The sequence below is a fragment of the Nocardia sp. NPDC051787 genome (assembly GCF_040681325.1).
Lineage (GTDB): Bacteria > Actinomycetota > Actinomycetes > Mycobacteriales > Mycobacteriaceae > Nocardia.
In genome coordinates, this window is record NZ_JBFAYO010000018.1 from 1 (window position 1) to 13,361 (window position 13,361).

The 13,361-nt window shown below is 64.1% G+C and carries 14 protein-coding genes; 7 read left to right on the forward strand and 7 right to left on the reverse strand.

Annotation, left to right across the window (positions count from 1 at the left end; genetic code table 11):
• The coding region (locus AB0M45_RS20055; protein ID WP_364330972.1) for a transposase at positions 1-241 on the reverse strand (241 nt) is incomplete at its 3' end.
• 332 nt (positions 242-573) lie between these two features.
• On the opposite strand from AB0M45_RS20055, the gene AB0M45_RS20060 reads away from it, so the two are divergent.
• The 3 genes from AB0M45_RS20060 to AB0M45_RS20070 all read left to right on the forward strand — a co-directional run bounded on the left by AB0M45_RS20060 (position 574) and on the right by AB0M45_RS20070 (position 4,366).
• Positions 574-1,617 (forward strand): acyl-CoA thioesterase, encoded by a 1,044-nt coding sequence (locus AB0M45_RS20060; protein WP_364330975.1) that lies wholly within the window; start codon positions 574-576, stop codon positions 1,615-1,617.
• A gap of 30 nt (positions 1,618-1,647) precedes the next feature.
• A complete protein-coding gene (locus tag AB0M45_RS20065; RefSeq protein WP_364330979.1) occupies positions 1,648-2,541 on the forward strand; it encodes a MoxR family ATPase in 894 nt (297 codons plus the stop codon).
• 400 nt (positions 2,542-2,941) lie between these two features.
• On the forward strand, positions 2,942-4,366 hold the full coding sequence (locus tag AB0M45_RS20070) for a VWA domain-containing protein (protein ID WP_364330982.1): 1,425 nt from the start codon (positions 2,942-2,944) through the stop codon (positions 4,364-4,366).
• A gap of 58 nt (positions 4,367-4,424) precedes the next feature.
• On the opposite strand, the gene AB0M45_RS20075 is transcribed toward AB0M45_RS20070, so the two are convergent.
• Positions 4,425-5,366 (reverse strand): HNH endonuclease, encoded by a 942-nt coding sequence (locus AB0M45_RS20075; protein ID WP_364330985.1) that lies wholly within the window; start codon positions 5,364-5,366, stop codon positions 4,425-4,427.
• 178 nt (positions 5,367-5,544) lie between these two features.
• Positions 5,545-5,841 carry a hypothetical protein gene (locus AB0M45_RS20080; RefSeq protein WP_364330988.1) on the reverse strand — a complete coding sequence of 99 codons (297 nt, stop codon included), beginning with the start codon at positions 5,839-5,841 and terminating at the stop codon, positions 5,545-5,547.
• Positions 5,842-6,455: 614 nt separating this feature from the next.
• Here AB0M45_RS20080 and AB0M45_RS20085 point away from each other — a divergent pair.
• Together AB0M45_RS20085 and AB0M45_RS20090 are read left to right on the forward strand one after the other, a co-directional pair.
• A complete protein-coding gene (locus tag AB0M45_RS20085) occupies positions 6,456-7,805 on the forward strand; it encodes a hypothetical protein (RefSeq protein ID WP_364330991.1) in 1,350 nt (449 codons plus the stop codon).
• A complete protein-coding gene (locus AB0M45_RS20090; RefSeq protein ID WP_364330993.1) occupies positions 7,802-8,221 on the forward strand; it encodes a GNAT family N-acetyltransferase in 420 nt (139 codons plus the stop codon). Before AB0M45_RS20085 ends, AB0M45_RS20090 begins: the two co-directional genes overlap by 4 nt.
• A gap of 193 nt (positions 8,222-8,414) precedes the next feature.
• Here the strand turns inward: AB0M45_RS20090 and AB0M45_RS20095 are convergent, their stop codons facing one another.
• From AB0M45_RS20095 to AB0M45_RS20105, 3 genes are read right to left on the reverse strand one after another with little or no spacing between them, the layout of a single operon-like run.
• Entirely contained in the window at positions 8,415-8,918 is a 504-nt protein-coding gene (locus AB0M45_RS20095; protein ID WP_364330996.1) for a hypothetical protein, read from the reverse strand.
• Positions 8,915-10,768: an alpha/beta hydrolase gene (locus AB0M45_RS20100; protein WP_364330999.1), complete on the reverse strand. Its 1,854-nt coding sequence runs from the start codon at positions 10,766-10,768 to the stop codon at positions 8,915-8,917. The genes AB0M45_RS20095 and AB0M45_RS20100 overlap by 4 nt, the downstream gene beginning before the upstream one ends.
• Complete coding sequence (locus AB0M45_RS20105; RefSeq protein WP_364331002.1) at positions 10,768-11,028, reverse strand: hypothetical protein; 261 nt, start codon at positions 11,026-11,028, stop codon at positions 10,768-10,770. Before AB0M45_RS20105 ends, AB0M45_RS20100 begins: the two co-directional genes overlap by 1 nt.
• A gap of 513 nt (positions 11,029-11,541) precedes the next feature.
• Here AB0M45_RS20105 and AB0M45_RS20110 point away from each other — a divergent pair.
• A complete protein-coding gene (locus tag AB0M45_RS20110; RefSeq protein WP_364331005.1) occupies positions 11,542-12,621 on the forward strand; it encodes a hypothetical protein in 1,080 nt (359 codons plus the stop codon).
• Between the two features lie 48 nt (positions 12,622-12,669).
• On the forward strand, positions 12,670-12,807 hold the full coding sequence (locus tag AB0M45_RS20115) for a hypothetical protein (RefSeq protein ID WP_364331008.1): 138 nt from the start codon (positions 12,670-12,672) through the stop codon (positions 12,805-12,807).
• A gap of 174 nt (positions 12,808-12,981) precedes the next feature.
• Here AB0M45_RS20115 and AB0M45_RS20120 read toward each other — a convergent pair whose 3' ends face one another.
• On the reverse strand, positions 12,982-13,275 hold the full coding sequence (locus tag AB0M45_RS20120) for a hypothetical protein (RefSeq protein WP_364331011.1): 294 nt from the start codon (positions 13,273-13,275) through the stop codon (positions 12,982-12,984).
• Between the last annotated feature and the right edge of the window lie 86 nt (positions 13,276-13,361).

Below are 13,361 nucleotides of genomic sequence, written 5' to 3' on the forward strand. Positions count from 1 at the left end.
AGCGGCGGAACAACCCGTAGACCGTCTGCCACGGCGCATAATGCGCGGGCACGTCCCGCCACGGAGAACCGACCCGGACCCGCCATCGGATCCCGACGATAAGCTGCCGTTTCGTCCACTTCGACGGTCGTCCCGCCTTCTTCCCGCGAGGCAACAGCGGTGCCAGCCGCGCCCATTCGGCGTCGGTCAGATCCGCGCGCCTCGTCACCGCTACGCTGAGCACGAGGTCTCCGGTATTCAAGGTTTGCTTGGTCGCTAACCCATCTACCGGAGACCTCCTCTCATCTGCCCACCGACATGCCAACGCGAGCAGAGGATCTCGATCACAACCAGGCTGTTGAGGCCGCCGCGCAGCGACGCCGTCAACAACCCACTTTCAAAACAGTGGCTAGGGGCTTCCGCTCCGCCTGAGCGACGGGGCGGGCAAATGAATCAGATCGGTACCGCACAGTAGGTCGCGCGGGCGCCGTCTCGCTACTCGCTCGTACGGCCGCGGGGACCTAAGGTTCTCCGGGACAACGAGGTCAGAGACCTGAATACCCGAAGATTCTCTGCCCGAACGGATTGTGAACCTTGCCCAACTCGACGAATCTCGACCGCGCCGTTCCCGGCCCGACCTCGGCCGGACGGCGACCCGAGGCGATCCACCGCTTTCTCGTTCAACCTGCCGACGCCGGCATCGTGGAATCGGTCGACGGCGGCAAACTGCTCGAATGGATCGACAAGGTCGCCTACGCGGCGGCGGCCCAGTGGAGCGGTCGCTACTGCGTCACCGCCTATGTCGGAAACATCCATCTCGATCGGCCGATCGCGGTCGGTGAACTGGTCGAACTGCATGCGAATCTGGTCCACACCGGGCGCACCAGCATGCATATCCTCGTCACCGTCTATTCGACCGATCCCACCCGGGTGAAGCCGGTGCAGTCGGCCCAATGCCTCACGATCTTCGTCGCGGTCGACGACGACAGGCGCACTGTCGAAGTTCCGCAATGGAATCCGGCAACGCTGCTGGAGTTGCAGCGGCATCGGCAGGCGCGGGCTAGGGTCTCGGTGCGCAAGCACATCGAGGAGGCGATGGCCGCCCAGCGGTACACGGCCGCGGGCACCGCACCGAGTGCCACGCTGCGGTTCCTGGCAGCGCCCTCGGACATCAACTGGGGCGGCAAGGTCCATGGCGGCCGGACCATGCGGTGGATCGACGAGGCGGCGTACGTGTGTGGCGCCGATTGGGCCGGACAGCGCGTCATCACGTCCTACTTCGGCGGGATCCGCTTCTACCGGCCGATCGTCATCGGCCACGTCGTCGAGGTCACCGCTCGGCTGATCCATACCGGCCCGCGCAGCATGCATATGAGCGTGCACGTGACGTCCACCGACGCCCACTCCGACGAACCCGCGCTGGCCGCGCACGGTCTCGCGGTGGTCGTCGCGCTGGATGACGGCGGAAAGGCTCGGGCCGTGCCGCAATGGATGCCGGTCTCCGAGGAAGACCAGGCGCTCGACGCGCACGCCCGGCAGCTTGTCGAACTGCGTGCACTGGTGGAGCCGTTCACCCCGGCGACCGCGGTGCCGGACGACGCCGAGCCCAGTCTTTTCCGGGTACCGGTGCCGAGGTAGGTCGCGACCGCGCGGCTAAACTAGTTACCGATGAGTAAGTTCTTTTCGTCGGTAGACGAGGTGACCGGTCGCCTCGCCCAGGCCGGGTACCTCCCGTCCCTCGACATCGCCACCGCCGTGTTCCTCGCGGGCCACCTCGGCAAGCCGCTGCTGATCGAGGGTCCGGCGGGCGTCGGCAAGACCGAACTGGCGAAGGCCGTCGCCGCCGCGACGACATCCGATCTCGTGCGCCTGCAGTGCTACGAGGGCATCGACGAGGCCCGCGCCCTCTACGAGTGGAACCACGCCAAGCAACTGCTCCGCATCACCGCGACGGACAACGAGAACTGGGACAGCACGCGCGACCACGTCTTCACCGAGGAATTCCTGCTCGCCCGGCCTCTGCTGGCCGCCATCCGCAACCCGCGTTCCACCGTGCTGCTCATTGACGAACTCGACAAAGCCGATGTGGAGCTCGAGGGCCTGCTGCTCGAGGTGCTAGGCGACTACCAGGTGAGCATCCCCGAACTCGGCACCGTCACCGCGGTCCGCAAGCCGTTCGTCATAGTGACGTCCAACGCCGACCGCGAGCTGTCCGAGGCCCTGAAACGACGCTGCCTCTACCTCCACATCGATTACCCGACCGCCGAATTGGAGCGGGCGATCGTGCGGATGAAGGTGCCCGAGCTGGACGAGGCACTCGGCGAGCCGGTGGTCCGGGTGGTCGGCGCGCTCCGGCAGCTGTCGTTGCGCAAAGGCCCGTCGATCGCCGAAACCGTCGACTGGGCAAAGACCCTGGTCGCCCTCGGTGCTCGCAACCTGAGCGGAAATGTTGTCCGTTCGACACTCGGGGTGCTGCTGAAATACCAATCCGACCACCACACGGCGGTCGAGCGGCTGGGGTTGCTCGACCCGGATTCCGAGCCCGAAAGCGCGGCGCAATGAGCGCCGGGCTTGATCGCGCGATGTTGCGTTCACTCGAAGCGGATCCCGCCGCGCACCTTCCCATCGATGCCGCACTTCGCGCCGCCGGATCTTTCCTCGCACGTTCGGCGAGCGCCCAAGGCGGTGCGGGAGGAAGGGAACGGCTCTGCGGTGCCCGTACTAGGCGGCGGACTTCGCGCACGGAATCGGTGGTTGGCTCGGGGGGCCGTCCAGCCGCCCACACAGGTGCGGGTTCTGCTGCCGAGCACCGGGACCACGTCGGCCCTGCGGGGTGGCGTCATCTGGACCGTGCGTCTCATCGCGCGGCGGGGTCTGCCCTCACCTGCCAGATCGGGGTGCGAGGCGATACGGAAGACCTTGGCGGGTTCAGCCGTGCGTGGACAAGTGCAGGTTTGGGATCATGAGCACGGCCATTGGGCGCGGCGACCATTCCGGGCACCCAGCCGGCGGCTCGATGACCGACCGGCTCGTCGAATTCGTCGGCCTGCTAGGTGATCACGGGATCAATGCGGGGCCGAGCGAAACCATCGACGCGGCTGAGGCGATGGTCGCCCTTGGAGTGACCGATCGCAATCGTCTCCGCTCCGGTATGGCCGCGTGCCTTCTGCGCCGCAATGGTCAACGCGCCGTCTTCGATCAGCTCTTCGACCTCTACTTCCTCACCGCGGAACAGCCACAGCCCGTGCCCCCGGCGACTCCCGAATCCGTCGATGCCCTGCGGGATCGACTCGTTGCCGCACTGGCACAAGATGATTCACAGACAGTCACCGAACTCGCTCGCCAGGCGCTGACCGAACTCGGTAGCTATGGTGGGGTCGGCACCGGGCAGACCGACGGTCCGGTTAGCACCGCCTCCGGTGCGGGCTGGTCTTCCTACCTGACCATGAAATCCCTACAGCCGGAAGACCTCGTCGATCGCATCGTCGCGGGCATGAACGGCACCTCCCAGCTCGACACCACTGTCCACACGATCGAAGCCAACCGCCGCCTCGCCGAATTCCGCGCCGCCGTCCAAAACGAGGCCCGCCTGCGCTCGGCACAACTGCGCGGCACCGAATACATCGCCCGCCGCGGCATCGAATCCAGCACCGACCAGATCGATTTCCTCGGCGCCCGCGAACAAGACCTCGCCGAAATGCGCCGCCTCGTCCACCCTTTGGCCCGCAAACTCGCCACCCGCCTCGCCGTCCGCCGCCGCAAAGCCGTCCGCGGCCAGATCGATCTCCGCCGCACACTGCGCCGCTCCATGTCCACCGGCGGCGTCCCCATCGACCCGGTCCTCCGCGCCCGCAAACACGGCCGCCCCGACCTCGTCGTCCTAGCCGACCTCTCCGGCTCGGTCACCGGCTTCGCCGAATTCACCCTCCACCTGATCCAGGCTCTGCAAGACCAATTCAGCAAGGTCCGCAGCTTCGGCTTCATTGACACCTGCGACGAAATCACCAGCTTCTTCACGCCCGGCGAACCACCTACCCCCGGCACAGCGGCCCAAATCATCCGCTCTACCAAGGTGGCCCGCTTCGGCAGCTCCAACTACGGGGAAGCATTCCAAGGCTTCCTCGACAACTACGCCGACGCCCTCGGACCGCGCACGTCCGTGCTCATCCTCGGCGATGCTCGCACGAATCGCACCGACCCGAATCTTGCGGCGTTGCAGACCATTGCCGACCAGGCGAAACACACCTACTGGCTCAATCCGGAGCCCTCCCGCTCCTGGTCCACGGGGGACTCCGCCGCCCACGGCTACGCGGAATACGTCACGATGCACGAGTGCCGGAACGTCAAACAACTGACCGGGGTCATCGCCCGTTTGCTGCCGTCGTGAGTCGGCCCGTTGAGTCGGATTTCCAGGGTGGCGTCAGATGCTTCCACTGCGTGATTCGCTACGACGCGCGATGTTCCTGCCAGTGCAGCCGTAGCCACTCGTCTTGCTTAGCGTTGGGTTTGATTCGGAACTGTCGTCCGTGCAGTGCACCATAGAGTGGATAGTTCCGAATCTCGATCGCTACGTCGACGACTCGGTCGGGGTTGACCGCGACCAAACCACGATCGAAAAGGCTGTGAAGATCGCGTCTGAGAAGAATCCCGCCGTGCGGATCGTGCTTGCCGACCACTGCATAACTGTACAGGTGGCATGCGTCGAGTGCGGGCGCGGGCAATTGCCCAGAGAAGGCGCAATTCGGGCCGAATCTTCGTAGTAGCTCTGCTCGGAAGCCTTGCTGTCCTAACCTCACACGCACAGGCTTCGTGGTGTGCCCACCGCTCAGTTGAGCTGACGTCGCTTCCAGCGGAACCAGCGGATCCCCGAGACCTTCGCGTTGCACCGCTGCCTGGAAGTCGTCCCAGCGGAGTTCGCGAATGCTGTTCTGCGATTTAGGTTTAACGCATAGCGCCCGTAGTTCTTTCGCGGTGAGCGTTCCTGGCAGATCGACCCACCCCTGGCTGTGGGTCGATCGGAATGTCTCGACTTCCGCTTCCTCGTACTCGGGCTCATCGAACATGGCTTTGCACTCGTAGCACCGGAAAGTTGGCCGCAGGGTTGTTCGCCGTTCGATGTTGGTCTTATGGCAATTCCTGCATCGCGCGATCGGTTTGGGCCCGAACCCACGTTCGATGGTCTCTACGACCGACACTCCGATCAGTTCTGCCTCGTCCCAAACCGCGATGAGGTCACCGACTCGCACCTGTCGGCAGTTCGGTACGCGGCTGTCCCAGCTGTAATGCGTCGCCGCTTCGTCGTCGTAGCGACTCGATGTGCTCAGTCGTCGATAGTCGGACTTTAGCAGGACCAGCCAGGCCCTTCGGTTAGCCAGTCTCTCGAGCACCGCAACCCCGCTTGATCCAATACCTGCCGCGTTCGTGCTCGGGAGCCGAGGTGTGAAACGCGACCAAGCCGTACTGGTCAACCGTACATGGGGTATGGGTGCTGTGCGTAAGGCGCGCCGATCGTGAGCTGGGCACCTTTACGGGACCGTCGCTCGAGTGGAGCCCTGGCCTTAGACGTCACCAGAGGTCGAATGGAACCCCTTCGAGCCACTCTGCTTCGTCGCGACCCTGGATGTAGCTTCCGCCAGGCGGGTCTGCGTAAACAGTCAGCATGGTTCGCCGTGCCTGGGCAGATGCGGTGGATAAAGCTGCGTCTCGCGAGTCCTTCCAATCTTTCCAGCACCATCCGGCCCCCGCGTCGATGGTGAAGAGGGTGATCGTCTTCGTCGTGCCGTTAACGAACACGTGGAACTGGTCAGGTCCGTCTGGGTCACGTACGAAGAGCACTTCGATGTCCGGTTGGTCGATCTTCACTGTGCTGTGGTCACGTTGCCTAGAGTCGTTCGTCGATTCCCATTCGTTCTATTGCTCTTGAGCCGAGACTGAGTACCTCTGCCAAGGTGACGGCGTCGATGAGTAGTTCGAATTCGTTACTGGCGGTCCCGAACACGAAGGTCACGTATTCGTGGGACTCATCGAGGACAGTTCTTACGGGACAGCCCTTGCTGGTACTGACCCAGCTGCCGATTGTCAGCCCTTCCCGTTGCATCGCCGCTCCTACCTGTTGTTCCTGTGCTCGTGGGGTGTGGGAATGACGCGTGTCTACGCGCCTTACGTGCGGACTCCGCGTGGCCTGGGTATGGCACATGCGCGGATTGCTTCGATGACTGTCCGCCCTGACGGCCGGTAGCTGTCACGGGGTGGCTGTACCCACACCCGAAATCCGTGTCATCGGGTGCCATCGCCAGAGTCCCTCGCGGCGTGGGCCTGTGAGAACGACGGTTTGAGGGAGAACACGGGGAGATCTCCGGGAGCCCGCTCAGTTCGGCGGCGGGCGCGTCTGGTGGCTGCGATCATTTCGGGTGCGGGTTACCGAACGAGGGGGACGGGGCTTGTCCGAACCGAATCACCAGCTCAGCGCGGCCAGAGTGCGGACCCGGTCGGAATCGACCGGGCATCCGCTGTCGCGTGCGGAAGTCGCCGACGCTGTAAACGCCTGGGTATACCGCCAGACAGGTCGGGTCATCCAACTGTCCGGCAACTACATCGGCAAGTTGGAACGCGGCGTATTTCGCTGGCCTAGTGCGGATTACCGTGCAGGGTTGAGGGCGGTCCTCGGTGTCGCTACGGACGCCGAACTCGGCTTCCGGCCGGTTGAGCGAGGGTCCGGCGCCGATAGTATGGGGCCAGACGAGAATGATCCGCCGACGTTCCTGCCGACCGTAGGGAAAGAGGTTGACGACGTGCTCCGCCGGACCTTCCTACTCAGCGCTTCGGCTGCTGGTGTCGGTATGGCGCTCGGATTGGAGTCGGCGCGGCACGGTCTCAATCGGGCGGTCTCCGACGGCTTCTCGGTAGATCTCGATGACTGGCATGAGATCGTCCGCGAGTACGGAGCCGCTGCCGTCACACACACAGCCACCGAGTTGCACGAAATGCTGTTGGTGGATGTCCTGAGCCTCCAGACGGCGTTGGGCATGTCGTCGGACCTGACCCAACGCCGAGCGCTTTACAAGATTGGTGCACTGCTGAGCCAGTATCTGGCCCAGGCCGTTGGGGACCTCGGCCAGCACCGCGAAGCGATGCGGTGGTGGCGCACATCTTCGTATGCCGCAGACTGCTCCGGTGACCGCCACACGATGATGCATGTGCGAGGCCGCAAAGCTATCCGGGCGATTTATGACGGTCAGACGCCCGAAATCATCATCGACGAGATCAGCAAGTCCAATGCCCTGATCGCAGATGGCCCTGCTGCCGGGCGACCGAGTCTGCTCGCTGCGCGTGCTCAGGCGTTCGCTTTACTCGGCCGTGCCGAGGAGGCCGAGTCGTCATTGGTCGCCCTGCGAGAGACCTTCGCCGCCTTGCCGTTCCAAATGACCAACGATCACGGCTGGCACTGTTGGGCATATCCGGAAGAGCGGGTCAGGTTCGCCGAGAGCTTCGTGTACTCCCACCTCGGCGATACTTGCCGGGCCGAGGAAGCGCAGTCGGCGGCGCTCGGCCTGTACCCACCCGACAGTCGGCGTGGGCCGGTCCAGATCGAGCTACAGCGTGCCCTCTGCCTGGTCACTACCGGTGATCCGAGCCAGGGTGCCGGACACGCGACGACCACGTTGGAGGGTTTGCCTACCGAGCACCGGACACGGTTCGTCGTGGGTTTGGGAGAACAGGTCCTTGCGGCTGTGCCGACCGATCAGCGACGCACTCGCACTGCTCGAGAGCTTCACGAACTCCTGCGTGACCATGCTGCTCGCGAACGAAGAGCGATCGAGTCATGACCGCCAGCCCGGTCGAGCTCGTCCGCTATGACGCCACCGGAACGCTCGCACTCTCTGACGAGCTCAGGGACGTGTATCTCGCCTCGAACCGCGAACAGCAAGGCAATCTGTGGTACAGCCCCGCGAAGTTCTGGGAACGCTTCGAAGAGCTGTACGCCCCGATTGCGGGTTTCGAGTTGGTGGCGGGACGGATCGACGGCCGAATGATCGGTTATGCCTTCGGTACCCCGTACGGTCGACCGGAAGCAGTGTGGCACAAGGCTCTTCGGATCTATCCCGAGTTGCACCCGGTATCGACGGATGCACCCGTTTACATCTTCCGTGAGTTCGCCGTACACCCTGATCACCGCGGCCAGGGGTTCGCGCGAATGATCCACGACGCCCTATTGTCGGAGCGTCCTGAACCACTGGCCTAATTGCTCGTCCGGGTTGGTAACCCTGCCCGAGCGGCGTATGAGTCGTGGGGCTGGCGTGTGATCGGTCAAGACCAGCCCTTCGTCGACTCTCCGGTGATGGATGAAATGGCTCGGCTGTTGGGCTGATGAGCGAGGCACCTCGAGAGCGAGAGTGACCGTCATGCAGGCCCGGTGGAATGTCGAATTGCGCATTTCACTCTGCGGCGCACGGCGAGCTTGATCTCACGGAGAATCTAGGGGGACCTCCTACACGTGGGTCGATGTCCATCTCGGACTGGACGATGTATCCTCGGCCGTCGCGGTAGACACGGTCAGCTGGGTGGTCGTTCGTGACATGGCGAGGGGCAAGTGTGAATCCGCGGCTGGTCAAGGTATCCAGTCCGGCCAAGACCTGATCGACCAACTCTGGTGCAGGATCTTGCTTTTCCGCTTCCTTCGCCACCCGCCACGGTGGTCCTTCACTTCTGAGCGAGTTCGGATTCGTGCGGCAGCCTGATTTCTGCACGTGTTGAGGGTCAGGATTTACCTGGTTCGGCCAGACCGTGTTGAGGTTCTCGTACACGGTCCGTGCTGCCTCATCCACGGTGAGTCCGGTGGATTTCTTGATTTCGTCGTTGGTCGGCCCCTCGTCGATCACACTGCTGCATCCGGTGATGAGCAGCGTCGCCAGGGTGACGATGGCGAGCGGGGCTTTCATTTGACGTCGATCCACGGGCCCGGCTGCGGGTTATCGGTTACGCGCGGATTGGCGTACGGGTCGTCGGCGCCGAACATCTGGCCCATGGTCGCGGCCTTGCCCGCGTCGAAGCTTTCCTTGCCGCCGTTGCCGTCGTCACCGAGCCCGATATCGACGTACGGAGTTTCGATTCCGCGTTCGACGTAGCCCGTGACCTCCGTGCCCTTGATGACGCCGACGATGTTCTTGAACGCATCCGAGGTCGGGTCGTCCCAATACTTTCCGTGCCCATCCGGACCGAACACGACTTCTTCCGGCTTGTGGCCTACCTTGTCCGCACCGCTGTGGTAGTAGCCGGTGTCGAGGCGGGTTACGCCGGGGACCTCGTCGGGGTCGCCGCCGAGCGGGTGGCCCGCGTGGGGGTTTCCGGGGATCGGGATGCCACCTGGGAGCCTGAGTCCCTCTTGCGGGTAGGACTGGACAATGCCGATCATGTCGCCGGGAGCGGTCATGGAGTACCGCTGGACGTTCGGGTTTGGGTTGTTCCAGCTGCCTTCGAACACGCCGGTTCCGGCTGAGGAGGCATGCAGGATCCGGTCGGCACGCAGACCCAACTGCTCGGCGGAAGCAACGATGGATCCACCGTAAGAATGCCCGACGTAGGAGACCGGTTTGCCTGGCGTGTGTCGCCCTACCTCCCGGTCGATTTCGCGGCCGAAGTCGACCAGTTTCGGCGCCATGTCCTGAGCGAACTTCGGGCTCGGCGCGCCGTCGGCCGGACTGTAGAGGCTCTGCGGGAAATCCCCTTCCATGTAGAGGAAGATCGGACCGCCGGTCTGATCGGCGAGGTTCCACGCCGCCGTGTGGTTCGATCCCGAACCGTTGAGGTTGGTGCTCGTTCCTGGAACGTACACGCCGACTCCGGGTGCTTCGGGTCTCATCTCGCCGATCATCTCGATCATGTGGCCGTTGCCGCCGGTGTCGAACATGACGAACTTCCGGTCGATCAGGTTGTTCCCTGGAGTCTCCCCAGGGCCGTCGGAGACTGGTCTCTGATCGTGTGCCCCGGTGGTGGCGGGGTTCGGGATCGGCGCGAGCATGGCCTCGAGCTGTTTGACGCGTGCCTCGTCCGGATCGGGTTTCTGCTTCTCGACGGTGAGGGCGTTGCGGATGTTGATCTCGTTGGCCTCGATCCGCATCGCGAACGGCACACCATTCATATTCCCCAGCTTCTCCGGGGCCGCGATCACCAACTGCCGCTGCGCCTCCGGGCTCAACCCGGCCAGGAATGTGGCCCGCTGATCCGGTGTCATCGATGCAAGCTGTGTGGCCACAGCATCCGGGTCGTGGCGCGAACCATCCGGCAGCGTGATGTCCTGCTGCCCGTCGCGGATCGCGGCGAGGTCGGCCTGGATCTCCCGCAGGCTCGCACCGAAGGTGTTGTCGAGACGTTCGAGCTCATCCAGCCCGCTCGAGAGATTGAGTTGGAAAACACCGGCGTCACCAGCCTTTTCGGGATCCGGATGCGACACCTGTCCGTCATCGGTGACGACGAATCCCTGCTCGACCGCGCGTCGCCGTTGGGCGAGGACATAGTCTTTCGCGTGCCGCATCCCGAGGAATGCGTCGTCGGCGTCATCGGCGAGCCGCAGCAGCAGGCTGCGGACCTCGTAGCCATGATCGACCTCCTCATCGATGCGTCGCATCGCCGCGTCTCGGGTCTGCCCCTTCCAGTCGCCGGCGGCCGATGCCGCTCGGGAGCAGTCGTTGACCGAGCTGTAGAGGGTTTCGGCGTTGTTGCGGGCCGCTTCGGCGGCGCGGTTGAGTCCGTCGATGTTCCAGCCTTCGAGCTGGCTGATCAGCGGGCGCATCAGCGGGGGCTCAGCTTTCCAATCTCGGTGGCGATCTCGGCGTCCTTGTCCTGGATGTTCGCCGAGTACTTGTCCAGCAGGTCGGCCAACGTGGTGAAGCGGGTCGCGATCGAGGTCATGGCCTGCTGCGCCGGATCCGCCATGCCGCGGACCAGGGCGAGGACGTCGCTGCCCGCACCGGTCGCTTCTGCCATGGCGGACCAGGACATCGTGCCGATCTCCCCACCCTCCCGCCGCCATGTCGCCGAAATGTTCTTCACCTGATCCGGTGTGACACCCAACGCCATATTTCCGGCCGACGACGCTGCGGGTGGAGTCGCCGGTGCAGGCGGCGTCGGTGACGTTGTTGGATCGGGACTCATGCTCCCCCCTCGTCTACCCGGGCTACCCGGGTGATCTGGACATGCGGTCCGTTCACCGTAATCGGAACTCGCCCCGATGCGCCACCGGCATGCGAGTCCGAGTGTTACCGGCGATCACATGCCATCGTCGCGGCCGGTGTCGAGAAACGATCGTTGACGAGACACTATGCCCGCGAGTGAGCGGGCTACTACAGACAGGCGAGCGGGTGGCTCCGGCGTTGCTCATGAGATGGATTCGCTTCACCACTGAACCGGATACCCGCGTGATCTTCAGGCACGGTCGGCGCATCGACCGACAATCGGGACGATAGGTGTAGCACATTCTCGCGCCGCCCAACGTAAGTCGTGCGGGATAGTCGAGCGCGCTACTCGAAAATGGGAACCCACCAGCAGTACGCGAGGATGTACATCGTGCACGAGAATGACCGAACCGAGGCGTACATGGCCGAGGACCGCAAGAACATGACCGAGCCGGCGCGCGTCTTTCTGGACAGATGGCTGGCCAGCATGGGAAGTGCGCTGGAGCAGTGGCGCCGTTCCTACCTGCCCGCAGACTTTCCTTTCGACTTCACCCTCGACTCCCTGGACGCGCTGGAACCGATCGTGCTCGCGCGCTATCCAGACCAGGCTGCCATCGGCGTCGAGGACAACGCGGAGTTCACCACCGGTACGGTGCGATACATCGGTGAAGTCCTGTTGCGTGTCGCGCCGGCCCGATGGGGTTATCAGGATCGTGGAGGTGACGACCTCAACCCCTACAACCGCACCACGGTCATCCGCTGCAACACCCCGACGGAGTTCAGGACAGGTGTGATCCCGGAATTCTTTCTGCGCCAGCTGGTCCGAGATCGAGAACGGGGCACCCTGCAGAAATCCGCCACCCCGCTGCTGGACGCCTGCGAGGAAGCCAGGCGTGCGGAGGTGCCCGACGACCCGTGTGGACCCGACGGTACGGTCCCCTATTGGTGTGAATTCTTTACACCCGACGAGTACCGCAGGTTCGCCAGCGCGGTGGACTCCGCCTTGAGTTGCTTCGGCGCCGACGGCCAGGACATCTACGCCGGCCGTGTCACCTTGGCTGCGGGCTTGCCGGATCCCGAACTGCATGATTTCGACATCGCTGGACTGGCCGAGCAGTGCCGGGCAAGCGATATCGAAGACTGGTCGACTCTCTGCTTCTCCACGATCGACGGGTTCTCCACGGATGAGCCACAACGGGACTGGCTCACCCGAGTCGCTTTCACCCAAGTCGAGGATCGGCTGGAGCCATGGCTCGTCGCTGAGCCCGAGTTGTCGTTCGACGCCGAACCCGACTCTCCCGATCAGCCCTTCTCGACCCAGCTCGAAGACGGCAGGTATCTCCACTTTCTCGCCACGGTCCCAGAACTGGAGGGAATTCCAGAGATCACGACGTTCGTCCCCAACTCCGCGGTACGGGCATGGAACATACCCGTCGAAAAACTCGTCCAGTGGGGGACTCAACACATCTGAGGCGAGCCAGCACAAGTCTTGTCAGACCTTTCTCGTACCGTCCCGGATATGGTCAGCCGCGCACTCGACATCGCCGAACCGCTCACCCTCGACGGTGATGCTTTCGACCCGATCGGCGGTGCCGGAGGCACGTTGGTCGGCTACGGGCGGGTCTCGGCCAAGGGCCGGCTGCTCGACCGCCAGTAGCCGCGCTCACCGCGGCCGGATGCCAGCGGATCTTCACCGACAAGAAATCCGGGAAGAACGCCGAGCGCGAGGAGTTGTGGGCGTGCATGGACTATCTGCGCCCCGGCGACACCCATGCCCGACGTGATGACGGAATCCGACGCGGCCGACATCGCTCCGGAGACGATGACCCGTTCATGATTCCGGCGGGAGTATCGGCGAGGTGAACACTTCTTCCAGCGGAGTCGGGCCGGTGTAGCGGCGGCAGTGGCAGCCGACCCACTCCCGCAGGCCGTGAGTGCCCTTACGGGAGATCTCGGCGTGGCAAGTACCTGTGGCGCGGTCGTGCAGCGCCAAGTCGTGGCCGCAGCCGCAGCGCGCGGGAAGTTTCTCCCTCGACCCGGCTCGCCGCCGATGCCCGAACCGGCCACATACCCAGCCGACCCCGACCAGGCCGGCGCCGACTGCAAGGCTGAGGGGATCCAACACACTTGCAGTATACGTATACGCATAGCTGCTGTCGGACGAATCGCGGCGGCTCCGACATCCACCGCGCCCTACCCAGGCTCTCAGTG

Bases quoted from the DNA above. Each gene is read 5' to 3' on its own strand.
- AB0M45_RS20100 (WP_364330999.1), bottom strand. From the start codon at position 10,768: ATGCGCCCGCTGATCAGCCAGCTCGAAGGCTGGAACATCGACGGACTC.
- AB0M45_RS20090 (WP_364330993.1), top strand. From the start codon at position 7,802: ATGACCGCCAGCCCGGTCGAGCTCGTCCGCTATGACGCCACCGGAACG.
- AB0M45_RS20065 (WP_364330979.1), top strand. From the start codon at position 1,648: ATGAGTAAGTTCTTTTCGTCGGTAGACGAGGTGACCGGTCGCCTCGCC.
- AB0M45_RS20115 (WP_364331008.1), top strand. From the start codon at position 12,670: ATGGTCAGCCGCGCACTCGACATCGCCGAACCGCTCACCCTCGACGGT.
- AB0M45_RS20095 (WP_364330996.1), bottom strand. From the start codon at position 8,918: ATGAAAGCCCCGCTCGCCATCGTCACCCTGGCGACGCTGCTCATCACC.
- AB0M45_RS20070 (WP_364330982.1), top strand. From the start codon at position 2,942: ATGAGCACGGCCATTGGGCGCGGCGACCATTCCGGGCACCCAGCCGGC.